This window comes from Microbacterium sulfonylureivorans (assembly GCF_003999995.1).
In the GTDB taxonomy this organism is placed as follows: domain Bacteria; phylum Actinomycetota; class Actinomycetes; order Actinomycetales; family Microbacteriaceae; genus Microbacterium; species Microbacterium sulfonylureivorans.
This window is the reverse complement of record NZ_RJAD01000001.1, coordinates 1193518-1217743: the sequence shown is the minus strand read 5'-3', so window position 1 is coordinate 1217743 and position 24226 is coordinate 1193518. Positions and strand designations below refer to the sequence as shown.

Sequence of the window (24226 nt, the reverse complement as noted above, 5' to 3'; positions counted from 1 at the left end):
GTTCGCCTGTACGTCCACAGTTCTCCCGACCTGCCGGTGAAACAACCCCTGGACAAACGCGCCGTGCCGTTGCTGAGGCATCCGCTCACTGCTAAACTTGAGTCATCACGACTCAACTTTTGACGTGAGCTGATTTCAGGAGACCAATGAACGCCACGCAGCAGCCCGGGCAGGAGGACGCGCAGAGCGCCCTCGAGCAGTTCGGGATCAACCTCACCGACCGCGCCCGCCAGGGCAAGCTCGATCCCGTCATCGGGCGAGACAGCGAGATCCGCCGGGTCAGCCAGGTGCTCACCCGCCGCACCAAGAACAACCCCGTCCTCATCGGCGAGCCCGGCGTCGGCAAGACGGCCGTCGTCGAGGGTCTCGCCCAGCGCATCGTCGCGGGCGATGTCGCCGAGTCGCTGAAGGACAAGGAGCTCGTCACCCTCGACATCTCGGCCCTCGTCGCAGGTGCCATGTACCGCGGGCAGTTCGAGGAGCGCCTCAAGAGCGTCCTCAAGGAGATCACCGAGTCCGACGGACGCGTCATCACGTTCATCGACGAGCTGCACGTGCTCATGGGCGCCGGAGGCGGCGAGGGGTCGGTCGCGGCATCCAACATGCTCAAGCCCATGCTGGCGCGCGGCGAGCTCCGCCTCATCGGCGCGACGACGCTGAACGAGTACCGCGAGTTCATCGAGAAGGATGCCGCGCTCGAGCGCCGCTTCCAGCAGGTCTACGTCGGCGAGCCCTCGGTCGAGGACACCGTCGCGATCCTGCGCGGGCTCAAGGAGCGCTACGAGGCCCACCACAAGGTCGCCATCGCCGACGCCGCGCTCGTGGCCGCGGCATCCCTCAGTCATCGCTACATCCCGAGCCGGCAGCTGCCCGACAAGGCCATCGACCTGATCGACGAGGCCGCGTCGCGCCTGCGCATGGAGATCGACTCCGCCCCGCTCGAGATCGACGAGCTGCGCCGCCACGTCGACCGCCTCAAGCTCGAGGAGCTCGCGCTCAAGAAGGAGAAGGACGACGCCTCGAAGGAACGACTGGCCGCGCTGCGCGAGCAGCTGGGCAAGGAGCAGGCGAGCCTCGACGACCTTCAGGCGCGGTGGGAGCGCGAGCGCGCGTCGCTCAACCGCGTCGGCGACCTGAAGACCAAGCTCGACGCCGCGCGCATGGAGGCCGAGCGAGCGCAGCGCGAGGGCAACCTCGAGAAGGCCTCGCGGCTGCTGTACGCCGAGATCCCCGCGCTCGAACGCCAGCTCATCGACGCCGAGCGCGACGAGCCGGCGGGTGACCGCATGGTCAACGACCAGGTCACCGATGAGGACATCGCCGCCGTCATCGCGGCGTGGACGGGCATCCCGGTGGGGCGCCTGATGCAGGGCGAGACCGAGAAGCTGCTGCACCTCGAGGCCGAGCTGGGCCGGCGTCTCATCGGGCAGAAGGAGGCCGTGAAGGCCGTCTCCGATGCCGTGCGACGCTCGCGCGCGGGCATCAGCGACCCCGACCGGCCGACCGGCTCGTTCCTGTTCCTCGGTCCGACCGGCGTCGGCAAGACCGAGCTCGCCAAGGCGCTCGCCGAGTTCCTCTTCGACGACGAGCACGCCATGGTGCGCATCGACATGTCGGAGTACGGCGAGAAGCACTCGGTCTCGCGCCTCGTCGGCGCCCCTCCCGGCTACATCGGCTACGAGCAGGGCGGGCAGCTCACCGAGGCGGTCCGCCGGCGCCCCTACAGCGTCGTGCTGCTCGACGAGGTCGAGAAGGCGCACCCCGAGGTGTTCGACGTGCTGCTGCAGGTCATGGACGACGGTCGCCTGACCGACGGGCAGGGCCGGACCGTCGACTTCAAGAACGTGATCCTGATCCTCACCTCGAACCTCGGCTCGCCGATCCTCATCGACCCGACTCTGTCGGTCGACCAGAAGCGCGAGCAGGTGCAGGGCCTCGTCCGCCAGGCCTTCAAGCCGGAATTCGTGAACCGTCTCGACGACATCGTGATCTTCCAGGCGCTGACCGAGGACGACCTCGCGCAGATCGTCGAGCTCGCGGTGTTCGCGCTGCAGCGCCGGCTCAAGGACCGCCGGCTCACCCTGGCGGTCACGCCGGACGCCCGCGGCTGGCTCGCCGAGCGCGGGTACGACCCGGTGTTCGGTGCGCGGCCGCTGCGCCGGCTCATCCAGTCCGAGATCCAGGACCGCCTCGCGATGGCGATCCTCGGAGGCGGCGTGCACGACGGCGACGTGGTGCGGGTGGATGTCGCGGCCGACGGCTCTGGACTCACGCTGGTGAGCGACGGCCCGTCGGCGCCCCCGGAGGCCTGACCCCTGCGTCTTCTCGCCGAGCGGGCGCCCTTCGCCCGAGCCGGCGCGGCTTCGCCTCGCGCAACGCGCCCTGCGGGGGTGGACCGTGCCCGCTCGCGCGGGGCCGGGCGTGAGAGCATCTGAGCGTGCGCACCGTCCGGGGTCTGTGGGGATCGTCGCATCCCGGGCCGTCGCTGGTCGTCACGGCACTCGCATTCGCGCTCGGGCTGTCGATCGGCCTCGAGCCGTGGCGGCTCGCCCTTCTCACCGCCGCGGTCTTCTTCGGTCAGCTCTCGGTCGGCATCTCGAACGATGCACTCGACGCCGCCCGCGACCGCGCCGTCGGGAGGAGCGACAAGCCCCTCGCGCGCGGCGACGTCAGCGTGCGCGCGGCGTGGGCGGCGGCATCCGTCTGCCTCGCGCTCGCGCTGGTGCTGTCGACACCCCTCGGATGGCGGATGCTGGCAGCCCACGCGGTCACGCTCGGCTCGGCGTGGGCCTACAACGCGGGCCTGAAGTCCACCGCATCGTCGGTCGTGCCCTTCATCGTGAGCTTCGGGCTCTTCCCCTCGCTGGCGACCCTGTCCGCCTCCGACCCGGCGTTCGCGGCGGGCTGGGCATGGATCGCGGGCGCGGCGCTGGGCGTGGCGGTGCATCTGACGAACGTGCTGCCCGATCTCGACGACGATGCGCGCACCGGCGTCCGCGGCCTGCCGCACCGGCTCGGCGCGCGGGCCTCCGCCGTGATCGCGGCAGGGGCTGTGCTGACCGGGGCCGTCGCGGTGCTGCTCGGCACGTCGGGCGGCGAGCTCGCGTCGGTGTCGATCGTGTCGTGGCTGTTCTTCGGCGCAGTGGTGCTCGTCGCGATCTGGACCATCGTGCAGGCGATCGCGCGCCCCCCGGGTCGCATCCTGTTCCGGCTCGTCATGCTCGCCGCGCTGCTGCTCGCGGCCCAGCTCGTGGCGAGCGGCGCGGCGCTCGCCGGCTGACGCCGGGCTCGGCCGTCGTCCCCGGACCCGGCCCGCCCCACGGCTCACGCGTGCCGGTCGAACCCCATCGAGTACGCGCGGGCGAACACCTGGCCGGTCGGCGGTGCGAGCATGGTGCGCACGAGTGCGCGGCGCGCGGCGTCGGCGGCGCGGGGGAGCGCCCGGCCGAGCGCCGTGTTCGCCGCCGCCATCCGCGCGGCGGTGCGGGCGGAGGCGACCCGGTCGCGCTCCCACCGGCTCAGCTCCGCGTCCGGCGCGATGCCGGTGCGCACCCACTCCGCGAGGAGCGGCGCGAGCGTCGCGGCGTCGAGCAGGCCGAGGTTCATGCCCTGGCCGCCGATCGGGCTGACCTCGTGCGCGGCATCCCCGATCACGATCGCGCGCCCGTTCCGCAGCCGGGGCGCAATGACGCGGCGCACCCCGAACGCCGTCGCCTCGACGATGGCAGCGGATGCCTCGCCCTCGCCGCGCGCGTCGAGGGCGTCGCGCAGCCGGGCGAGGCGCGCGCCGGGATCGGCATCGGCGCCCGGGCGGTCCCAGGCCACGAACCGCCGCCACCCGTTCGGAAGGGGAAAGGATTCGAGCACGCCGCGGGAGTCGAGGTCGACGACGGCGACGTCGTGGTCATCGCGGGGGGCGAGCGGGGCATCGGCCATGAGATATCGGTCGCGATACTCGCGCACGCGCACCGCACGGGGCCGGAAGACGAGGTCGCGGCCGCCTGCCCCGGAGGCCACCACGACGATCGGACTCGTCAGCTCGGTCGGCCGGCCGCCCACGCCGACCCTCACGCGCACGCCGTCGCGGCGGGGAGCGACCGACATCACGGTCGCGCCGCGCGTCGGCTCCGGGGCCTCCGCTGCCAGCACCGCCTCAGTCGCGGCCTGGGGAAGCGTGGCCACGAACGGGAACCGCGTCGTCAGCCGATCGAACCTCACGACGCCGAGCGTGCGCCCGCCGGACCGCGCCTCGCCGCGCGGCACCCGGGCGGCGACCGAGAGCAGACGCTCCGTCACACCGCCGGGCTCGAGCGCGGCGAGCACCGGAGCATGCACGCCGATCGCCCGTGTGCCGCCCCCGGCGGCCGGACGTCGCTCGAACATCTCGACGTCGACGCCGCGTCGGGCGAGCTCGCCGGCCAGGAGCATGCCCACCGGGCCCGCGCCGACGACGACGACGTCAGGCACGCGCCGGACCTCCGCGACCCGGACCCACGGCCAGCAGGCGGAACGGAACCGGCGTCTCCACCGCCCACGCCCCCGGGTCGGCGGAGTCGAGCATTCCGCGCAGCTCCGCCGGGGTGAAGCTCCGCCGGATCGAGCGGAGGCCGTCGGTGCGGAGGAAGGTTCCCGGCGCGAAGGGGGTGATGCCGACGGCGTAGAGCCCGAAGGCGCGGCGGCTGCGGGCGATGTCGCCGTGCAGCACGATGCCGTGCGAGAGGTCTCGCGTTTCCGCGAGGAACGTCGCGGCGTGACTGCCGAGGTGGTGCAGGACGTGGTTCGACAGCACGGCGTCGAACGTCTCGCCCGCGGAGACGAGGGCCGCGGCATCCGCACACCGGAAATCGACGTTCTGCGGCGCTCCGCGCTCCAGGGCGACGGCGTGCGCGCGTTCGTCGGGGTCGATGCCGGTCCAGTGCACGTCGAGCCCGTCCGCGGCGGCGAGCCCGGCGAGGCGCATCACGACGTCGCCGCCGCCCGAACCCAGATCGAGGACGCGGGCGGGTCGTCCGAGCGCGCGCAGGTGCGGCGCCAGCCGGGTGCGGTAGACGGTGCCCCAGCCCGAGACGAGCCGGTTGATCGTGCCGAAGCGGCGGAGGGTCGCGCGCAGGCGCGCGGGGTCGCACGCCGGATCGTCCATGAGCTCCTCGAGCTCGACGTCGCGGACCGCGAGGCTCATGCGCCGGCGGCCGCCCCGACGACCGCATCCACCGACGCTCCGTCCCGCACGGCGGGAGCGGCCGCCACGGCGCGCTTGGTGAGCAGAGCCGACTCGACGGTCAGGCCGGGGCCGAACGCGAGGGCGGCGAGGCGCGTTCCGTCGGCGACGGCGTCGTCGTGCAGCATCCGTCGCAGGATGAACATCACCGTCGCGCTCGACATGTTGCCGTAGTCGCGCAGCACCGCACGCGACGCGTCGAGTGCGGCGGAGTCGAGATCGAGACCGGCCTCGACGCGGTCGAGGACGCTGCGCCCGCCGGGGTGCACCGCCCACGCGTCGGGGGCCGTCTCGCCGGCGAGGAACCGGTCGACGGCGCCGCGGATCTCTCGGCCGACGATGCGCGGCACCTCGGCCGAGAGGATCATCTCGAAGCCGTGGTCGCCGATCGTCCAGACCATGTCCTCCTCGCCCTCGGTCGTCAGGGCGGTGGCGAACCGGTCGATCTCGAGCCCTCCCGCACGTCCGACGCCGGGATCCGCGGTGACGATCGCGGCGGCGCCGCCGTCGGCGAAGACCGACCCCGCCACGATCTGCTGCGGGTCGGCCGACGGCCGGATGTGCAGGGTGCACAGTTCCACGCAGACGACGAGCACCACGGCTTCCGGGTCGGCCGCGGCGATGCGTGTCGCGAGGCGCAGGCCGGGCAGCGCAGCCGCGCATCCGATGAACCCGAGGTGGTAGCGCTCGACGGCCGGATCCAGGCCGATGTCGCGCACGAGGCGGAAGTCGGGACCGGGCGCGAAGAATCCGGTGCACGAGACGGTGACGACGTGAGTGACGGCGGATGCCTCGACCGCGGCATCCCGCAGCGCCGCCCGCGCCGCCTCGGCGTACAGGCCCGGCGCTTCACGGATGTAGACGTCGTTGCGGGTGCCGGTCGTCGGCCGGAGGAGGGTGCCTGCCGCGTCGATGAAGCCGTCGTCGTCGCCGACGGCGGCGCCCGGCTCGGCGAGCTGCGACAGCACGGTGTGCCGATGCTCGATCGCCGCCGCGTCGAACGCGGCGCGGATCAGACGCTGCGTCAGCCGGTCGACCCCGGGCTGCAGCGCGAACAGGTCGCGGGCGTGGTCCTGGCTGACGCGGGTCGCCGGAACCGAGGTTCCGATCGAGACGATGCGCGGGCTCATGATCACACCTAAGCACCCCGACGCCGTTCACGGTGCGGTCTTGTGCGAAGTGACAGGTTCGGGCATGCGGCGGACGATACGGTCGGGGCATGCACATCGAGGGGACCGGCCGCTTCGTCTACTACGCGCAGTGGCCGGTCGCCGTGTTCCTGCCGGTGTTCTTCTTCATCGGGCGCGGGAACGTCGGCGCCGGGGTGGGAAACCTCGGCTTCTTCGGGCTGGTCTACGGGGTGGTCGTCATCGCCCTGCTGCTGGTGCCGCCGCTGCTCACCCTCTTCGACCCGGAGGTGCGACGTGCCCGCGCGACGCGGATGCACTACGACATCGCGAGCGCGGTGCTGTGGCTCGGCTTCCTCCTCGCCGGCGTCACGGTGCCCGATGCCGACGACAGCGGTCAGCTCGACTCGGTGCTCATGGCGTGGTTCGGCATCACGGCGCAGACGTCGGCCGCCCTGTTCGCCGTCTCGGCCGCGCTGATCGGACTCGCGTACCTCGTCGCGCTCGCGTTCGCGATCCGGGGCATCGCCCTCGGGCGCGCGGCGGTGGCGAAGGGCTGAACCCTCGCGTCAGGCGCCGGGGTCGCCGGGGCCTGCCGCTGCGGGCTCGGCGGATGCCGCGTTCGTGTGCTCGTCGGGGAGCTCGCGCATCGTCCAGAACGGCCCGAAGACCACGAAGCCGGCCGACAGCAGCTGTCCGATCGCCCCGATCCACATTGTCGGCACGACGCCGAGCCAGGTGCCGAGGCCGCCCGCGAGGAGCGCGGCGATCGGCATGACGCCCCACACCACGAATCGCACCGAGGCGTTCATCCGGCCGAGGAGCCGCGGGGGTGTGATGCGCTGCCGGAACGTGACCTGGGTGATGTTGTAGAGCAGCACCGTGAAGCTCATCACGAAGAACTGGGCGACCAGGAGCGGGAAGGCGACGCCCGGCACGAGCGCGGCGACGGGCACGCCCAGGCCGACGATGCTGAAGCCCATGGCACTGACGGGGATCGCGCGCGCCTCTCCGATCCAGCGGACGATGTGCGGCGTCGCCATCGCACCCAGCAGTCCGCCCACCGCGCCGAGCGAGAAGATGAGGCCGAGCGATGCCGGCGAGAAGCCGAGCTCGCGCAGGAGGAACAGCGGCAGCAAGGTGGTCGAGACCGTGTTGAAGAAGTTCGACGTCGCGGTCGTGCCCACGATGCGGCGGAGCAGCTTCTCCGTGAAGACGAAGTGGAGCCCCTCCCAGATCTCGCGGAGGATCGGCGCGCGGTCCTCGTGCGCCCGCGGCGGCTCGTGGTCGCGGGTGAGCAGGAGCGCGACAGCCGACACGAGGTACGTTCCGGCCGTGGCGAGCACAGCGAGCGGAGCCGTGATGACGCCGACGAGCCATCCGCCGATGCCCGGGCCGGCGATGTTGGCGAGCTCGTACGTGGACTGCAGCTTGCCGTTCGCCTCGGCGATCTGGTTCGGCCGCACCAGTGACGGCACGATGCTCTGGTATGACACGTCGAAGAACACCGTCGCAACGCCGACGATCGCCGCGATCACGATGAGATGCCAGATCTGCAGCATCCCGAGCATCCACAGCAGCGGCACGCACGCGAGCGCGATGGCCCGCACGACGTCGGCCGCGATCATGACGTGACGCTTGCGCATGCGGTCGATCCAGGCGCCGGCCGGCAGCCCGACGAGCAGGAACGCGGCGACGTTCGCGGCGTTGAGCACGCCGACCTGGAACTCGGTCGCGTTCAGCAGCAGCACAGCGAGCACCGGCACGGCGAGCTCGGTGATCTGCGCGCCGAACTGGCTGAGCGTCTGGCCGCTCCACAGCGTGAGGAAGTTGCGGTCGCGCCACAGCGATCCGCGGGGACCAGGGGCGGCGTCGGCGTCGGCACGGTCGGCTTCGACCCCTGCCCCCTCCTTCGCGGCTGAGGAGGGACCGGATGCCTCGGCCCGCGCCTCCGCCAGGACGGCGTCGTCGATGTCGAGCGCCTCCTCGTGATCACGTGATTGGGACATGTCAATCAGTTTCCGTCACTGATTGAGGAATGTCAATCGGTGCCCTAGCCTGGGGAGGTGTCGAAGAATCGCGAAGCGGGCGTCGAGTCCGCGCCGGACGATCCCGACGCCGAAGCGCGACTGCGCGCACTCAGTTCGCCGCTGCGGCTGCGCGTGCTCCGGCTCTGCGCCTTCGAGCCGCGGACGAACAAGGAGCTCGCCGAACTTCTCGGCCTCAACCCGGGCACGATGCTCCACCACGTCCGCACTCTGGTGCAGACCGGGTTCCTCGCCGCCGAGCCCGCGCGCGCCGGTGCGCAGGGCGCCCGCGAGGTGCCGTACCGTGCGACGGGCGCCTCCTGGCGAGCCCCGCTGCCCGAGCGGAGCCGCGTGCTGGTCGAGGTCTTCCTGCAGCAGATCGAGAGCGTCGATCCGAAGGACCTCCACACGGCATGGCTCGGCCTCAAGCTGACCGACGAGCACCGGGACGAGTTCGAGCGGCGGCTCCACGAGCTGCTGGTGGAGTTCAAAGAGCGGGAGGCGGATGCCGACGGTGAGACGTACTCGGTCTTCACCGCCTTCCACCCCGACCTCAATCCGCCGTCCGGCCGCGACGGCGGCACCTGACGCCCCGGCCGGACGAAGCTTCTCGCGGAGTGAAGAATGCGGCATCCTTCTCACTCGGCCGGAGCCGGATCTGCCCTGACCCGGCATAGCGTGGCGCCATGACGATCGCCACGGCCGACCTGTACGACGAGCGCGGTGACGCGCTCGCCTCCCTCTCGCTGCAGTTCCACGACCTCGGCGGGCACGTCGCGTTCGACGGGCCGGTCCGCACCGTGCGCTGCCACCGCGACAACGCGCTCGTGAAAGCGGTGCTCGCCACACCGGGCAACGGCGCCGTGCTCGTGATCGACGGCGGTGGCTCGCTCGAGTCCGCCCTCGTCGGCGACCTCATCGCCGCGTCGGCCGTCGCGAACGGCTGGGCGGGGCTCATCGTGCACGGCGCGATCCGCGACCGTGCAGCGATCGCCGGGCTGCCGCTGGGCGTCAAGGCGCTCGGGTCGAACCCGCGCAAGAGCGCGAAGGAGGGCGTCGGCGAGGTCGACGTGGCCGTCACCATCGCCGGCGTCGCGTTCGCGCCGGGGAAGCACGTCTGGGCCGACGCCGACGGCGTGCTCGTCGAGCGCTGAGCCCCCGGCGTGGGCCTTCGTCGAAACGGCGATGCAGCTCCGCGTGAGCCGGCGAACTGCGGCGTGAAACGGGCGGGCGATTTTGACCCTCTTCGTGCCGGCGCCGGGCAACACGCCGAAGATCGCCCGCCGCTTTCACGCGCCCGGCCCGCCACCCCGGCCCCGCCCCCGCCCCCGCCCCCGCTCGCCGGTGGCACGATGGAACCGGAGCGATCGAAGGAGACGCGATGACCGAGGCCTACGTGTACGACGCGGTGCGCACGCCCCGCGGACGCGGCAAGTCGACGGGCGCCCTGCACAGCGTCCCGCCGCACGAACTCGTGGTCGGACTCGTCGATGCGCTCCGCGCGCGGCACCCCGGCCTCGACCCCGCCGAGATCGACGACGTCGTGCTCGGATGCGTCACGCCGATCGGCGACCAGGGGTCCGACATCGCCAAGGTGGCGGCGCTCGCGGCGGGGCTTCCCGACTCGGTGCCGGGCGTGCAGCTCAACCGCTTCTGCGGATCAGGACTCGAGGCCGTCAACCAGGCGGCCGCGCGAGTGCGCTCGGGCTGGGAGGACCTCTTCCTCGCCGGCGGCGTCGAGTCGATGAGCCGCGTCCCCATGGGCAGCGACGGCAGCGCCTTCTCGAAGGACTCGGCCGCCGCCGTGACCCCGGACTCGGTGCCGCAGGGCATCAGCGCCGACCTCATCGCGACGCTCGAGGGCTACACGCGGGAGGACGTGGACCGGTTCGCCGCAGTGTCCCACGAGCGCGCCGCTCGAGCGTGGGCAGAGGGCCGGTTCGACCGCTCGGTCATCCCCGTGGCCGGACCCGACGGTGCCGTGCTCCTCGAGCGCGACGAGATCATCCGTCCCGGCACCAGCGTCGACACCCTCGCCGCGCTGCCGCCCGCCTTCGCCGAGATCGGCCGCGCCCGGTTCGACGAGGTCGCGCTGCGGAAGTACCCGCAGGCCGGCGCGATCGACCACGTCCACCACGCCGGCAACTCGTCCGGAATCGTCGACGGCGCCGCGCTCGTCGTCGTCGGCAGCGAACGGGCGGGGGAGCGACACGGGCTCACGCCGCGTGCCCGCATCCGCTCGGCCGCGGTCGTCAGCACCGAGCACACGATCATGCTGACCGGTCCCGGACCCGCATCCCGCCTCGCCCTGGAACGGGCCGGACTCGGCATCCACGACATCGACCTCGTCGAGATCAACGAGGCGTTCGCGTCCGTCGCGCTCAGGCTCATGCGCGACCTCGACGACTTCCCGCATGAGCGCACCAACGTCAACGGCGGCGCGATCGCGATGGGGCATCCACTCGGCGCGACGGGCGCCATGATCCTCGGCACCCTGATCGACGAGCTCGAACGCACCGGTGGGCGCTACGGCCTGGCGACGCTGTGCATCGGCGGCGGAATGGGCGTCGCCACGGTCGTCGAGCTCGTCTGACCCCGCCGTCTGACCGCCGCAGCCCCTCTGGACACGCGCCCCGCGCGGGCGGAGGCTTGCTGCAGCCACGAACGAGCCACGACCCAGGGAGGCACCATGTTCACGCCCGACCGCGCATTCAGCGGCTTCGCCGTCGCCGACATCGATGAGGCCAAGACGTTCTACGGCGACATCCTCGGCATCCCGGTGTCGCTCAACGAGATGGGGATCCTCGAGCTCACTCTCGGCTCGGGGGCGACGGTGATCGTCTATCCCAAGCCCGACCACGAGCCGGCGGGCTTCACGATCCTGAACTTCGACGTCGACGACGTCGAAGCCGCCGTCGACGACCTCAACGCGCGGGGCGTCACGACCAAGATCTACGACGACGCCGACTTCCCCACCGACGAGAAGGGCGTCGCGCGCGGGATGGGGCCCGAGATCGCGTGGTTCCGCGACCCGTCGGGCAACGTCCTCTCCGTTCTCAAGGGCAGCTGACGACGGATGCCCCGCCCCGCGAGGACCGCGGGAACGGGGCATCCGGAATCGTCCTCAGCGCGCCAGCGCCTCCGAGAGCTTCACGCGCCCGCCCATTCGCAGCAGTGAGTTCTCGTAGATGCGGGCCCCGACGAGGATCGCCGCGATGCACGTCGCGATGAGGATCGCGAGCGACAGGAGCGGCTCCCACCACTGCGCCGTCCCGAGGAAGAGCCGCATCGGCATCCCGACCGGCGCCGAGAACGGCACGTACGACATGATGCCGAGCACGAGCGGGTTGTCGAAGAAGAAGATCACCAGGAAGTAGGGCGCCATGACGAGCATCGTCAGCGGCGTCGTGGTCGATCCGATGTCCTCCTGACGCGACACCATCGACGCCGCCGCCGCGAACAGCGACGCGAGGAGGATGAAGCCGAAGAGGAAGAACACCGCGAACCAGGCGATGGGTCCGCCGAGTCCCTGCAGCAGCGCGGTCTGGTCGGTCACGGTGAGGCCGACGATCGCGACGGCCGCGAGGATCAGGATCTGCCCCATCGCGAGGACCGTGTTGCCGATCACCTTGCCGGCGAGCAGCGACCGAACCGGGATCGCCGAGATGAGCAGCTCGACCACGCGGGTCTGCTTCTCCTCGACGACGCTCTGCGCGATCGTCCCGCCGAACATCGACGCGGCGAACAGGAACACGACGCCGAAGCCGATCGCGGCGATGTAGCCGAGCGCCTCGTTGCCCGATTCAGGGTTCAGCAGCTCGACCGGCGGCGTCTGCGCGAGCTGCAGCAGCAGCTGCGACGGAGCGCTCGAATCGGCGATCACGGCGACACCGACCGGCGACTCCGGGTCGGCGACGATCGCGGCGTCGACGTCGCCGCTCTCGACGAGCGCCTCCGCCTCCGCGCGGTCGGCGACCTCGGTCACGTCGAGCCCCTGCGCCTCCGCGACGTAGGAGGCGGCATCCGGGGTCACCGCGACGGGGGTTCCGGCGTTGTTCGCCGCCGCGAAGCCGCCCCAGATGACGAGCACGAGGGCGCCGAGGACGAGGATCGCCGTCGAGATGACGAAGGCCTTGCTGCGCAGCTTCGAGCCGATCTCGCGTTCGGCGACGAGCCAGACGCCCTGCGCGGCGCTGGGTCCGGCGGTGCGGGTTGCGATGCTCACTGGATGACCTCCTTGAAGATCTGGGCGAGGGTGGGATGCTGCGGCGCGAAGCTGGCGACGTCGCCCTGGTCGACGGCCCGGCGGAGCACCCGCTGCGCCGTCTCGTCGCTGTCGGCGTCGAAGACCGCGTAGCCGCCGTCGAAGTCGAGCACATCCACGCCCGGCTCGGAGCGGAGCCACCCGGCGTCGCCGGACGAGACGAGCTCGAACCGGCGCGTGGAGTGCTGGGCGCGCAGTTCGTCGCGAGCACCCGCGGCGCGGATGGTTCCGCCCGCGATGATCACGAGGTCGTCGCAGAGGCGCTCGACGACGTCGAGCTGGTGCGAAGAGAACAGCACGGCGGCGCCGGCGGCGGCCCGCTCCTGCAGAACGCCCGCGACGACGTCGACCGCGAGCGGGTCGAGGCCGGAGAACGGCTCGTCGAGGATGAGCACGCGCGGATCGTGCACGAGCGCGGCGGCGATCTGCGCGCGCTGCTGGTTGCCGAGCGACAGGGTCTCGACGTTGTCGTTCAGCCGCTCGCCGAGCCCGAGGCGCTCGAGGAGAGCGGTGGCGCGGGCTGCGGCATCCGTCTTCGAGAAACCGTGCAGACGGGCGAGGTACACGATGTGCTCGAGCACCTTCATCTTGGGGTAGAGCCCGCGCTCCTCCGGCATGTAGCCGAATCGGCGGCGATCGGATGCCGTGACCTCGGCGCCGTCGAGCGCGACGACGCCGTCGTCCTTGCCGAGCACTCCGAGCACGATCCGCATGGTCGTGGTCTTGCCGGCGCCGTTGCCGCCGACGAACCCGGTGAGGCGTCCCGGCCGCACCTGGAACGACACGTCGTCGAGCACGCGTCGCCCCCCGTAGCTCTTGGTGATCCCCGTCAGCTGCAGCATTCCGCTCCTCCTGTGTCCACGTCCCCCGTGTGGTTCCACGCTAGGGATGCGGGAGCCCCGGGGCATCCCCCCTGAGACGGGTACGCCGGCTCCGTCCGGGGGTGGAAGATGAGGAAGTCTTCATGCACGGGAATAGATCCATCGGCCGTGTCCTTTCACGTGAATGGAACGTCCACGGTGGTCCCCACCGGGGGCGCCTTTCATCTCACGGAGGAACAACCCATGTCCGATCGGACCATCGGCTACATCGTCGGCAGCATCTCTTCGACCTCGATCAACCGCCGCCTCGCCAAGGCGCTCGAGCGCCTCGCCCCCGAGGGCACGACCCTCGTCGAGATCCCGATCACGGACCTCCCCTTCTACGCCCCCGACTTCGACGCCGACTACCCTCAGGTCGCCCGCGACTTCAAGCAGGCCATCGAGGACGTCGACGGCGTCATCATCGTCACCCCCGAGTACAGCCGCTCCATCCCGGGTGTGCTGAAGAACGCGCTCGACTGGGCCGCCCGCCCCTGGGGTCAGGGCTCGTTCAACGGCAAGCCCACCGCCGTGATCGGCACGTCGGGCGGCGGCATCGCCACGGCCGCCGCGCAGCAGCACCTGAAGGCGATCCTCAGCCACTACAACGCGCCGACGCTCGGACAGCCCGAGGGCTACGTGCAGTCGACCCCCGGCCTCTTCACCGATGCCGGCGAAGTCACGAACGACCAGACGGCCGAGTTCCTCGTCGGCTACCTCGAGGCCTTCGGCGCCCTCGTCGACCGCTACGCGCAGGTTCCCGTCGCCGCCTGATCCCCGCGACGAAGGGATGCCCCGGCCACTCCGGCCGGGGCATCCGTCGTCCTCCGTGGGTTCAGGCGAGGCCGTGGCGGTGCGCGTAGACGACCGCGGCGACGCGGTCGCGGGCGCCGAGCTTCTGCAGCACGTTCGACACGTGCGTCTTGACCGTGGCCTCGCCGATGTAGAGCCGCTCGGCGATCTCGGCGTTGCTCATCGCCTGGGCGACGAGCTTCAGCACCTCGTCCTCGCGCTCGGTGAGCTCGGGCATGCCGTCCGGCGTCGCCGTCCGTGCGGGAGCGTATGCCTCGCCCTCGGCGAATCGCGCGATCACGCGTCGCGTCACCTCAGGGGCGAGCAGCGCGTCGCCGGCGGCCGCGACGCGCACCGCGGCGACGAGCTCCTCGGGCCCGGCGTTCTTGAGCAGGAACCCGCTCGCCCCCGCGGAGAGCCCCGAGAACAGGTAGTCGTCGCGGTCGAACGTGGTCACGATCACGACCGCCGCCGAGACGGACGGGTCGCCGACGATGCGACGGGTGGCCTCGAGACCGTCCATGTCGGGCATCTGCACGTCCATGCACACGACGTCGGGGTGCAGAGCGGATGCCGCGGCCACCGCCTCGACGCCGGAGGCCGCCTCGCCGACCACGACGATGTCGTCGGTCGCCTCGAGGATCATGCGGAACCCGGCGCGCATCACGGCGTGGTCGTCGACGAGGAGCACGCGGATCGGCCCGGCGCTCACGCGACGACCCGCTCGCTCAGGGGCACGCGAAGGCGCACGAGGAATCCGCCGCGCGCCCGAGGCGTCGCTTCGAGCGATCCGCCCGACGCGGCCGCGCGCTCGCGCATCCCGACGATGCCCAGCCCGGGGCGGATCGGCGTCGCGGTGCGCCCGGTGTTGACGATCTCGAGCTCGACCGCGTCGTCGCCGTAGCGCAGGCGCACGTCGGCCGCGGCATCCGGTCCGCCATGGCGGCGGGCGTTCGTCAGGGCCTCCTGCGCGACGCGGTAGACGTTGACCTGGACGAGGTCGGGGACGGGGACGGGGTCGCCGATGATCGTCAGGGTCACCGACAGGCCGTTGTCGTTCGCATGGGCGACGAGGTCGGTCAGGCCGGCCAGGCGCACCGTCGAGGCGTTCGGCGCATCGCCGTCGGGCGTGCGCAGGGTCTCGAGGAGATGACGCAGGTCTTCGAGGGCGGACCGGGCGGATGCCTCGACCCCGGCGAGCGCGGCCCGTGCCGCCTCGGGATCGCGGTCCATGACGGCCCGGGCAGCGCCGGCCTGCACACCCATCGCCGACACGTGGTGCGCGACCACGTCGTGGAGCTCGCGGGCGATGCGCACGCGATCGAGTGCCACGGCCTGCGCCGCCGTCACCTCGCGCTCGCTCTCGAGTTCGCGTGTGCGGTCCTCGAGCGCCGCGCGCTCGAGCGCCGACGCGTGCGCGCGATCGCCCATGTAGTACGCACCGCCGAAGAAGGCGGCGTTCACGAGGAACTGGATGAGCATGAACGCGACGAACGGCGAGAAGAGCCCTTCGCGGGAAAGGCCCTCGTCGGTCGGCGCCGTCGCCGACTGGAACGTCGTGACGAGGAGCCACAGAAACATGCCGACGATGATCGCGATCCTCACGTACATCGCCCGGCGGCGGTCGTCGACCCAGGCGCCGACGGTGTACATCGCGATGAACACGGCGATGTTGCCGACGTACAGCTCGGGGATGCGCACCGAGACGCCGACGAAGAAGACGATCGCGATGGCGACCGCGACGATCTCGGGGTAGCGGCGGCGCACGGCCAGGGGCGCGGTGAGGCCGAGGGCGTAGAGCAGCGACCACTGCATGCCCTGTGCGGTCTCGTCGCCGTAGACGCCGGCCACCGAACCGAGTGCGGCGCTCAGCACCGCGCCGAGGAGGAGCGCGAGCGCGAGCCACACGTCGTTGCGCAGCTCTCGCGGCGACGCAGGCCGGCGCCGTCGTGGGGAGGCGATTTCGGACATCCCTCCACGGTACGGGGGAGGGAGGGGCGCGGCATCCCCCGCCAGGCGGATGCTTGCCCTCCTCGCCCCCGCGCGCAAGGGGGTGGCGGTGCGGTCGCCGCGACCGTGGGATGGAGGGACCACGACGACAGGAGCAACCATGCCGCCCTCGAAGGATTCGTACAGCGTCGCCGTCATCGTCGGGAGCGTCTCGCAGCCGTCGCTGAACCGGCGTCTCGCCGGCGCGCTCGCCGTGCTCGCACCCGAGGCGGGTCTCGAGCTGACCGACGTCCCCATCGACGACCTGCCGTTCTTCGGCGCGCACATGGAGTCGAAGGAGGACTACCCCCAGGTCGGGCGGGCGTTCAAACGCGCCGTGGACGACGCCGACGGGCTGCTGATCGTGACCCCTGAGTACAACCGGTCGATCCCGGGGGTGCTCAAGAACGCGATCGACTGGGCCTCGCGCCCCGATGGAGAGAGCTCGTTCCCCGGGCGCCCCACGGCGGTGATCGGCGCGAGCGGCGGCGAGATCTCGACCGCGGTGGCGCAGAACCACCTCAAGGCGATCCTCACCTCGCAGGGCGCCGTCGTGCTCGGCGAGCCCGAGGCGTACATCCACTGCGAGGACGGCCTCATCGACGACCAGGGGCGGGTGACGGATGCCTCGACGAGGACCTTCCTCGCCGGCTTCCTCGCCTCGTTCCGGGACCTCATCGAGCGCTTCTGAGATCCGAGTTACTTGCTATTGACAAGCATGATTGTTTTTTGCAAGGATCGATGCATCGCCGGGGATGAAGCCTCGGGAAGCGACCGGCAAGGAGCAAGGCAATGACGCACATCTTCGTCAACATCCCGACGAACGACCTCGAGAAGGCCAAGTCCTTCTACACGTCGCTCGGCTGCGACATCAACCCGCTGTTCACCGACGAGAACGCCGCCTGCGTCGTGTGGGACGAGAACGTCTTCTTCATGGTGCTCACCAAGGAGTACTTCGCGACCTTCACCGACAAGACGCTCGCCGACCCGAGAACGCACGCGCAGACGCTGATCGCCCTGAGCCGCGGATCCCGCGAGGAGGTCGACCAGATCATCGAGGCCGGCCTCGCGAACGGCGGCGTCGAGCCCAACGAGGCGAAGGACTACGGCTTCATGTACAGCCGCGACCTCGAGGACCCGGACGGGAACGGCATCGAGTTCGTCTACATGGAGCCGCAGGCCGCCGCACAGGGTCCCGACGCCTACATGGCGGAGCAGGCGCAGGCGTAGGGTGGCGTCCCGCAGCTACGGGCAGTACTGCGGGGTCACGACGGCCGTCGAGCTGATCGGGGAGCGATGGGCGCTGCTCATCGTCCGCGATCTGCTCGTCGGGCCACGCCGCTACACCGACCTCAAGCAGGGCCTGCCCAGGATCCCCACCAACATCCTCTCCACGCGGCTGAAAGAGCTGCAGGAGGGCGGCGTCGTGCGCCGTGTGCCGCTGATGAACTGCGGACTCGTGTACGAGCTGACGCCGTACGGCCGGCAGCTCGAACCCATCGTCCTCGCGCTCGGCCGGTGGGGCTTCGTGCAGATGGGCGACCCCGGTCCCGACGACGTCGTGACCGCCGACTCGCTCACGATGGCGCTGCGCACCGCCTTCCGACCGGATGTCGCGGCATCCCTCCCTCCCGCCGACTACGAGGTGCACGTCGCCGACGTCGCACTGCGTGTGCAGGTCGACGGCGAGGAGCTCCGCATCGCCCAGCTCGCGCCGCCGGCCCCACCGGTCGGGGGCGCGCGACCCGCGGGGGAGCCCGAGCTCGTCTTCGCGGCGGGCCCAGGCATCCGCCGGGTGATCTCCGGCGAGCTGACCCCGACCGAGGCGATCGACCAGGAGGCGCTGGCCGTCGTCACGGGCGACGCGATGCTCCTCGAGCGGTTCGCCGCCACGTTCCACATCGACCCGGCGGGCGCGTCCGCGCTCGCCGCCTGAGAGGAGACGGCCATGACCGGTCGCATCCAGATCGACCTGTTCACCACGCTCGACCTCGTCGCCCAGGCGCCGGGCGGCCCGGAGGAGGACCCGAGCAACGGCTTCCCGTTCGGCGGCTGGCAGGCGCCGCTGATGGACGAGACCGTCGGGCGCAACATCGGCGAGGGCATCTCGCGTCTCGACGCCCTCGTGCTCGGCCGGCGCACCTATGACATCTTCGCGTCCTACTGGCCGCAGCACTCCGGCCCCGACAACGAGATCGCCGACGTGTTCAACCGCGTCCCGAAGTACGTCGCATCGCGCGGCACGCCCCCGCTCGACTGGGCGGGGACGACGCAGCTCGGGCCAGACCTCGCGGTGGCCGTGGCCGAACTCCGCACCCGCCACGAGAACATCCACGTCATCGGCAGCGTCGATTTCGTGCAGACGCTCCTTGCCGAGCGGCTGTTCGACGAGCTGGCGCTGTGGGTCTATCCGATCGTCCTCGGACAGGGAAAGAGGGTGTTCCCCGACGGAGCCGTGCCCGCGAACCTCGAGCTGCTCGCGCCGCCCGTCGTCGGCACCAGCGGCGCCGTGCTGCTGCGCTACGGTCCGCTCCCGGGCGTGCCCGCGACCGGCGACATGGGAGCTCCCGACCGCGGCGCCTGACTGCTCTTCCTCGCGCCCGTCCCAGAAGTCGCCGAGAGCGCACAATTGACCACCCGGCGGTGCGCGCCGAGGTCATTCGTGCACTCTCGGGCTTCGCTGGGATCGCGCTGAGCGCCTAGAAGATCATCGGGCGATCATCGTCGTCCGGGCCCTCGAGGTCGAGGTCGACGACGACGGGCACGTGGTCGCTCGGCGCCTCGCCCTTGCGCTCGTTGCGGTGGATCGCGGCGCCGGCGACGGCGTCGGCCACGGCGTGCGAGCCGAGGATGAAGTCGATCCGCATGCCCTCGTTGCGGGGGAAGCGCAGCTGCTTGTAGTCCCAGTACGTGAACCCGGTGGGCACGAGCGGTCGCACGACGTCGTGCAGGCCCGCGGCCTCGAGGGCGGCGAAGGCCTCGCGCTCCGGCGGTGAGACGTGGGTCGCGAAGCCCTGGACCACCGTCGGATCGCCGTTGTCGGCATCCGTCGGTGCGATGTTGAAGTCGCCCACCAGCGCCAGCGCGAGGTCGGGGTTCGCGGTGAGCGACTCGCGGGTGTACTGCTCGAGCGCCGCGAGCCAGTCGAGCTTGTAGAAGTAGTGGGGGTCGCCGAGCGAGCGGCCGTTGGGCACGTACAGGCTCCACACCTCGACCCCGCCGACGGTCGCCCCGAGCGCACGGGCCTCCTGCGGCGCATCCGGCCCCTCGTGGCCCTTGGAGAAGCCCGGCATGCCGGGGAACGCGGTGCGCACGTTCTCGACCGGCTCGCGGCTCGCGATCGCGACGCCGTTCCACTGCGAGAAGCCGTGCGCCTCGACGTGGAATCCCGCCTCTTCGAAGCGGTCGAACGGGAACTGCTCGACCTTGCACTTGATCTCCTGCATCGCGAGCACATCGAGATGCTCGCGCACCGCGAAGTCGACGATGCGGTCGACTCGGGCGCGGATGGAGTTCACATTCCAGGTGGCCAAGCGCATGGGAACCAGCCTAGGACGGGGGAGCGACGCCGCAGCACCGGGCGATCCGCGACGAGTCCTTGTCTTCCGGAACCGCCCCTGCCATGCTCTTCGCAACCCAGGGAGAGGGGTATTCCATGCGCCACAAAGCGCTCGCCGCGGTCGTCGCGGCACTCGCACTCATCGGATTGAGCGCGGCACCGGCCCAGGCCATCACCGACGGCGTCCCGGACGGGGACGGCCATCCCGAAGTCGGACTGATGGTCGCCTTCGTCGACGGCGCGCCTGCGTGGCGCTGCAGCGGCACGCTCATCTCGCCGACCGTGTACCTGACGGCGGGCCACTGCACGTCGGGCGCCGACCACGTCGAACTGTGGTTCGACGACGACGTGCGGGATGCCGCGGCCCACGGCTACCCGTTCACCGGTGAGGTCAGCGGCACCCCGTACGCGCACCCGCAGTACGACGACGCGGCGTTCTACCTGTACGACCTCGGAGTCGTCGTACTCGACGAGGCCGTCGAGCTCGACCGCTACGGCGCGCTCCCGGCACTGAACCAGCTCGACGCGCTGGCCAAGACCGGCAAGAAGGCGGCCACGTTCACCGCCGTCGGCTACGGGCTGCAGAAGAGCTTCCCCGACGCAGCGTCGTGGAAGGACGAGGCCGTCCGCCTGCGCATGGTCTCGACGCCCAAGCTGAACCAGATCAACACCGGCTTCACCGGCGACGGATCGCTGCTGCTGTCCAACAACGCCCACACCGGCGGAACGTGCTCGGGCGACTCGGGCGGTCCGAACTTCCTGGGCTCGACGAACGTGATCGCCGGCGTGACCTCGTTCGGCCTGAACAGCGCGTGCGCCGGCACCGGCGGTGTGTACCGCGTCGACCGCGCCGACGACCTCGACTGGGTCGCGACCTTCCTCGACTGACCGACTGGCGCGGAAGCCGGTGCGACGAATCGTCGCACCGGCTTCTGCGTGCCGGGGGCATCCGTAGAATCATCCCCATGACCGCCGCGTCCACGCCCGAGCTCGAAGCCGACCGCCAGTACCTCATCGCCCTCATCCAGGACGAGGCCGTGTTCCATGGCGACTTCACGCTCTCGAGCGGCAAGAAGGCCACCTACTACGTCGACATGCGCAAGCTCACCCTCGACCACCGCGCGGCGCCGTCGATCGGGCGCATCATGCTCGACCTGATCCGCGACGTCGACGACATCGTCGCGGTCGGCGGCCTCACGCTCGGCGCCGACCCGATCGCGAATGCGGTCATGCACGAATCGGCGCGCACGCACAAACCGCTCGACGCCTTCGTCGTCCGCAAGGAGCCCAAGGACCACGGTCGCGGGCGCCAGGTGGAGGGGGCGGATGTCGCGGGCAAGCGCGTCGTCGTGCTCGAAGACACCTCGACCACGGGTCAGTCCGCGCTGAAGGCCGTCGAGGCGCTCCGACGTGAGGGCGCAGAGCCCGTCGCCGTCGCCGTGATCGTCGACCGCAAGACCGGCGCCCAGGCCGCGGTCGAGGCGGAGGGCCTGCAGTGGCTCGCCGCGATCGACCTGGACGACCTCGGGCTGGCCCCGCAGTAGACCTCGCGCGGGGCCGGGCTCAGCCGTCGTCGCGGCCGCGCCCTCGCATCCACTGCCAGACGAAGACGATCAGCGTTCCTGCCAGGATCACGGCGGTCACGCCGTACAGCAGGTTCTGCTCCAGTTCGGTCATCCCGGCCTCTTCCCGTGCGCGGCATCCGCCACGATCTTCACGACGCGCGCCGCCCGGGTCTCGGGCCGGCGCGCGGCGTCGACGAACGCGATCCCGAACTTGCGCGCCGACGGCGGGAAGGCGTCCCATGCCTCTCTCGCCGCCGCGTCGGCGTCGAGCGCCGCGGCGAGGTCGTCGGGCTCGATGAGGGCCTCGGCATTGTCGAGCACCGTCCACGCCCCGTTCTTCTTCGCGACCTCGACCGCGCGGACACCCGCCTCGGTCATGAGCCCCGACGCCTCGAGCTCGATCAGCCGCGCCTTGTTGGTCGCCGCCCAGCCGCTCGAGGGTCGGCGCGGCGCGAACCACAGTCCGCCGGTGGCTTCGTCGAACGTGCGCACCGGGCCGTCTATCCAGCCGAAGCACAACGCCTGGCGGATCGCATCCTCGTAATCGACGTAGACGAGGCCGGAGTCGCGGCGGGCGCGGACCAGCCACGCGCCCTTCGAGGTGCGGTGGTTGCGTTCGAGCCAGTCACGCCAGGCCCCGGCGTCTGCGGCCTCCACCTTCTCTCCGTCGTCGAGCGCACCCATGCCGCGACCCTATCGGGCACCGGCGACGTCGTGCACGACGCCCGCCAGCCGCGCGACCGCGTCGTCGATGAGCGGATCCGCGAGGTCGCCGTAGCCGAGGACCAGGCGCTCGGCGTTCGGTGAATCGGGTCGAACGCGATAGCGGCGGATGCCGGTCACGCCGACCTCGATCGCGGCTGCGGCGTCGACCACATCGGCCGCGCGGCACCGAGCCGGCAGGGCGAGCACGACGTGCAGCCCCGCCGCGATACCCGAGACCTCGCAGGCCGGGAGGTCTCGAGCCAGAGCCGCGAGCAGAGCCTCGACAGCAGCTGCTCGCGGGCTAGAGGATGTCGGCCTCTTCGCTCTCGATCGGGCCATCGGCGAGAAGGTCGGCGACAGAGTTCAGCACCTCGTCGGGCCGGAACGGGTAGCGCTGGATCTCGGCGGGGTCGCTGATGCCCGTGAGCACGAGCACCGTGTGGAGGCCGGCCTCGATGCCGGCCACCACGTCGGTGTCCATGCGGTCGCCGATCATGCCCGTGTTCTCCGAGTGCGCCCCGATGCGGTTGAGCGCCGAGCGGAACATCATCGGGTTGGGCTTGCCGACGACGTAGGGCTCCATGCCGGTGGCCTTCGTGATGAGCGCGGTGATGGCCCCGGTTGCGGGCAGCACGCCGTCCGTCGACGGGCCGGTCGCGTCGGGGTTGGTCGCGATGAAGCGGGCGCCGGCGCCGATGAAGCGGATGGCCTTCGTGATCGCCTCGAACGAGTAGTTCCGCGTCTCGCCGACGACCACGTAGTCGGGATCGGTCTCGGTCATGATGAACCCGGCCTCGTGGAGCGCGGTGGTCAGCCCCGCCTCGCCGATGACGAAGGCGGTCCCGCCGGGCATCTGGCTGCGCAGGAAGTCCGCCGTCGCGAGCGCCGACGTCCAGATCCGCTCCTCCGGGACGATGAGTCCCGACGCGCGCAGCCGGGCACTCAGATCGCGCGGCGTGAAGATCGAGTTGTTCGTGAGCACGAGGAACGGGGTGCCCGAGTCGCGCCACTGCTCGAGCAGGGCGGATGCCCCGGGGATCGGCGTGTTCTCATGGACGAGGACACCGTCCATGTCGGTCAGCCAGCATTCGATCTCGGCACGGGTCCGCATGGGCCCAGCCTAGGGCCGCGGGGGTTATGGTCGAAGTCGTGCGCACGACGTGGGATCCCCGCAGCCTCCCCGACCTCTCGGGGCGCACCTATCTCGTGACCGGGTCGAACGCGGGGCTCGGATACTTCGCGTCGGAGCAGCTGGTGCGAGCGGGAGCTCGCGTCTACATGACGGGTCGCCACCCGAATCGCCTCGCGGCAGCGCGCGCCGCGGTGCGGCGGCGGGTTCCGGATGCTCCGCACGGCGCCACCGAGACGCTCATGCTCGACACGAGCAATCTCGGGTCGGTGCGCTCGGCCGCGGCGAGCGTCCGAGGCAAGGGCGGCCTCGACGGGGTCCTCCTCAACGCCGGGATCGTGCATCCGCCGAAGGAGCGCGAGACGACCGTCGACGGGCACGAGGTCGTGTTCGCCACCAACGCCCTCGGGCACTTCGCGCTCGCGGGAGAGCTGCTGACCGCGCTGGCGGCGCGGTCGGGTCGGATGGTGTGGGTCGGCAGCATGTCGACGGCGCTCACGCCCTACGACCCGGTCGACCCGCAGCTCGCCGAGGGGTACTCGGCGTGGCGCGCGTACGTGCAGTCGAAGATCGCGACGACGGCCCTCGGATTCGAGGCCGACCGGCGCCTGCGCGCCGCCGCGGTGCCGGTGCGCAGCATCGTCGCCCACCCGGGCTACTCCACGAGCGGCCGCACGCCCGGCATCGCGGGAGTGAACGCCCCGTCGAGGGGAACGCGGTTCGCCGACAACCTGCAGGCCGCGATCACGCAGTCGAAGGAGCACGGCGCCTGGTCGCTCGTGCGGGCGCTGATCGATCCTGGGATCGAGGGCGGCGAGTTCTGGGGGCCCCGCACGGTCGCGCGGGGAGAGCCGAGGCGCCAGCGGGCGGCGAGGATCACGCGAGATGCCGAGGTCGGCGCGCGACTGTGGCGTGCCGCCGAGGACGCGACCGGGGTCCGCTGGCCGTTCGAGCGGGCCGCCCGGGCCGGCGCGGCCTGAGCCGTCCTGAG

Annotated in this window: 27 protein-coding genes; 15 read left to right on the top strand and 12 right to left on the bottom strand. The window is 71.3% G+C overall.

What is annotated here, in order from left to right; all coding sequences use genetic code 11:
• The first annotated feature begins 146 nt into the window (after positions 1-146).
• The gene (locus EER34_RS05375; RefSeq protein WP_127473497.1) at positions 147-2312 is read left to right on the top strand and encodes an ATP-dependent Clp protease ATP-binding subunit; all 2166 of its coding nucleotides are present in this window, start codon (positions 147-149) and stop codon (positions 2310-2312) included.
• A 125-nt stretch (positions 2313-2437) separates the two neighbouring features.
• Positions 2438-3280 carry a UbiA family prenyltransferase gene (locus tag EER34_RS05370; RefSeq protein ID WP_127473496.1) on the top strand — a complete coding sequence of 281 codons (843 nt, stop codon included), beginning with the start codon at positions 2438-2440 and terminating at the stop codon, positions 3278-3280.
• A 44-nt stretch (positions 3281-3324) separates the two neighbouring features.
• Here EER34_RS05370 and EER34_RS05365 read toward each other — a convergent pair whose 3' ends face one another.
• From EER34_RS05365 to EER34_RS05355, 3 genes are read right to left on the bottom strand one after another with little or no spacing between them, the layout of a single operon-like run.
• Complete coding sequence (locus EER34_RS05365) at positions 3325-4467, bottom strand: FAD-dependent oxidoreductase (protein ID WP_127473495.1); 1143 nt, start codon at positions 4465-4467, stop codon at positions 3325-3327.
• Entirely contained in the window at positions 4460-5179 is a 720-nt protein-coding gene (locus tag EER34_RS05360) for a methyltransferase domain-containing protein (protein WP_127473494.1), read from the bottom strand. The genes EER34_RS05365 and EER34_RS05360 overlap by 8 nt, the downstream gene beginning before the upstream one ends.
• Positions 5176-6348: a type III polyketide synthase gene (locus tag EER34_RS05355; protein ID WP_127473493.1), complete on the bottom strand. Its 1173-nt coding sequence runs from the start codon at positions 6346-6348 to the stop codon at positions 5176-5178. Before EER34_RS05355 ends, EER34_RS05360 begins: the two co-directional genes overlap by 4 nt.
• Positions 6349-6437: 89 nt before the next feature.
• On the opposite strand from EER34_RS05355, the gene EER34_RS05350 reads away from it, so the two are divergent.
• On the top strand, positions 6438-6905 hold the full coding sequence (locus EER34_RS05350; RefSeq protein ID WP_127473492.1) for a hypothetical protein: 468 nt from the start codon (positions 6438-6440) through the stop codon (positions 6903-6905).
• 9 nt (positions 6906-6914) lie between these two features.
• Here the strand turns inward: EER34_RS05350 and EER34_RS05345 are convergent, their stop codons facing one another.
• On the bottom strand, positions 6915-8354 hold the full coding sequence (locus tag EER34_RS05345) for an MFS transporter (protein WP_127473491.1): 1440 nt from the start codon (positions 8352-8354) through the stop codon (positions 6915-6917).
• A 57-nt stretch (positions 8355-8411) separates the two neighbouring features.
• Here EER34_RS05345 and EER34_RS05340 point away from each other — a divergent pair, with 57 nt between their 5' ends.
• From EER34_RS05340 to EER34_RS05325, 4 genes are all read left to right on the top strand, one after another.
• A complete protein-coding gene (locus tag EER34_RS05340) occupies positions 8412-8960 on the top strand; it encodes an ArsR/SmtB family transcription factor (RefSeq protein WP_127473490.1) in 549 nt (182 codons plus the stop codon).
• 98 nt (positions 8961-9058) lie between these two features.
• A complete protein-coding gene (gene rraA, locus EER34_RS05335) occupies positions 9059-9526 on the top strand; it encodes a ribonuclease E activity regulator RraA (protein ID WP_127473489.1) in 468 nt (155 codons plus the stop codon).
• 227 nt (positions 9527-9753) lie between these two features.
• The gene (locus EER34_RS05330) at positions 9754-10965 is read left to right on the top strand and encodes an acetyl-CoA C-acetyltransferase (protein ID WP_127473488.1); all 1212 of its coding nucleotides are present in this window, start codon (positions 9754-9756) and stop codon (positions 10963-10965) included.
• 96 nt (positions 10966-11061) lie between these two features.
• Positions 11062-11442, top strand: coding sequence for a VOC family protein (locus EER34_RS05325; RefSeq protein ID WP_127473487.1), 381 nt, complete (start codon positions 11062-11064; stop codon positions 11440-11442).
• Between the two features lie 54 nt (positions 11443-11496).
• Here EER34_RS05325 and EER34_RS05320 read toward each other — a convergent pair whose 3' ends face one another.
• The gene (locus tag EER34_RS05320; protein ID WP_205791382.1) at positions 11497-12597 is read right to left on the bottom strand and encodes an ABC transporter permease; all 1101 of its coding nucleotides are present in this window, start codon (positions 12595-12597) and stop codon (positions 11497-11499) included.
• Entirely contained in the window at positions 12594-13478 is an 885-nt protein-coding gene (locus EER34_RS05315) for an ABC transporter ATP-binding protein (RefSeq protein ID WP_127473486.1), read from the bottom strand. The genes EER34_RS05320 and EER34_RS05315 overlap by 4 nt, the downstream gene beginning before the upstream one ends.
• A gap of 222 nt (positions 13479-13700) precedes the next feature.
• On the opposite strand from EER34_RS05315, the gene EER34_RS05310 reads away from it, so the two are divergent.
• Positions 13701-14270, top strand: coding sequence for an NADPH-dependent FMN reductase (locus tag EER34_RS05310; RefSeq protein WP_127473485.1), 570 nt, complete (start codon positions 13701-13703; stop codon positions 14268-14270).
• A 61-nt stretch (positions 14271-14331) separates the two neighbouring features.
• Here EER34_RS05310 and EER34_RS05305 read toward each other — a convergent pair whose 3' ends face one another.
• Positions 14332-14952, bottom strand: coding sequence for a response regulator (locus EER34_RS05305; protein WP_240642235.1), 621 nt, complete (start codon positions 14950-14952; stop codon positions 14332-14334).
• A 44-nt stretch (positions 14953-14996) separates the two neighbouring features.
• Complete coding sequence (locus EER34_RS05300) at positions 14997-16259, bottom strand: sensor histidine kinase (RefSeq protein ID WP_127473483.1); 1263 nt, start codon at positions 16257-16259, stop codon at positions 14997-14999.
• A 139-nt stretch (positions 16260-16398) separates the two neighbouring features.
• Between EER34_RS05300 and EER34_RS05295 the strand changes: the two genes are divergently transcribed.
• From EER34_RS05295 to EER34_RS05280, 4 genes are all read left to right on the top strand, one after another.
• The gene (locus EER34_RS05295; RefSeq protein WP_127473482.1) at positions 16399-16968 is read left to right on the top strand and encodes an NADPH-dependent FMN reductase; all 570 of its coding nucleotides are present in this window, start codon (positions 16399-16401) and stop codon (positions 16966-16968) included.
• A 101-nt stretch (positions 16969-17069) separates the two neighbouring features.
• Positions 17070-17507, top strand: coding sequence for a VOC family protein (locus EER34_RS05290; RefSeq protein ID WP_127473481.1), 438 nt, complete (start codon positions 17070-17072; stop codon positions 17505-17507).
• Between the two features lies 1 nt (position 17508).
• Complete coding sequence (locus EER34_RS05285; protein WP_127473480.1) at positions 17509-18213, top strand: winged helix-turn-helix transcriptional regulator; 705 nt, start codon at positions 17509-17511, stop codon at positions 18211-18213.
• Between the two features lie 12 nt (positions 18214-18225).
• The gene (locus tag EER34_RS05280) at positions 18226-18861 is read left to right on the top strand and encodes a dihydrofolate reductase family protein (protein ID WP_127473479.1); all 636 of its coding nucleotides are present in this window, start codon (positions 18226-18228) and stop codon (positions 18859-18861) included.
• Between the two features lie 115 nt (positions 18862-18976).
• Here the strand turns inward: EER34_RS05280 and EER34_RS05275 are convergent, their stop codons facing one another.
• Positions 18977-19816, bottom strand: coding sequence for an exodeoxyribonuclease III (locus EER34_RS05275; protein ID WP_127473478.1), 840 nt, complete (start codon positions 19814-19816; stop codon positions 18977-18979).
• A gap of 116 nt (positions 19817-19932) precedes the next feature.
• On the opposite strand from EER34_RS05275, the gene EER34_RS05270 reads away from it, so the two are divergent.
• Positions 19933-20724 carry a S1 family peptidase gene (locus EER34_RS05270; protein WP_127473477.1) on the top strand — a complete coding sequence of 264 codons (792 nt, stop codon included), beginning with the start codon at positions 19933-19935 and terminating at the stop codon, positions 20722-20724.
• A gap of 77 nt (positions 20725-20801) precedes the next feature.
• Complete coding sequence (gene pyrE, locus EER34_RS05265; protein ID WP_127473476.1) at positions 20802-21380, top strand: orotate phosphoribosyltransferase; 579 nt, start codon at positions 20802-20804, stop codon at positions 21378-21380.
• Between the two features lie 129 nt (positions 21381-21509).
• Here pyrE and EER34_RS05260 read toward each other — a convergent pair whose 3' ends face one another.
• From EER34_RS05260 to EER34_RS05250, 3 genes are all read right to left on the bottom strand, one after another.
• Positions 21510-22085, bottom strand: a complete 576-nt coding sequence (locus EER34_RS05260) for a YdeI/OmpD-associated family protein (RefSeq protein ID WP_127473475.1) — start codon at positions 22083-22085, stop codon at positions 21510-21512.
• Positions 22086-22094: 9 nt separating this feature from the next.
• Positions 22095-22313 carry a hypothetical protein gene (locus EER34_RS05255; protein ID WP_205791380.1) on the bottom strand — a complete coding sequence of 73 codons (219 nt, stop codon included), beginning with the start codon at positions 22311-22313 and terminating at the stop codon, positions 22095-22097.
• A gap of 94 nt (positions 22314-22407) precedes the next feature.
• Positions 22408-23217, bottom strand: coding sequence for an HAD-IIA family hydrolase (locus EER34_RS05250; protein WP_127473474.1), 810 nt, complete (start codon positions 23215-23217; stop codon positions 22408-22410).
• Between the two features lie 26 nt (positions 23218-23243).
• Between EER34_RS05250 and EER34_RS05245 the strand changes: the two genes are divergently transcribed.
• Positions 23244-24215 (top strand): SDR family NAD(P)-dependent oxidoreductase, encoded by a 972-nt coding sequence (locus EER34_RS05245; protein WP_127473473.1) that lies wholly within the window; start codon positions 23244-23246, stop codon positions 24213-24215.
• Positions 24216-24226: the final 11 nt, after the last annotated feature.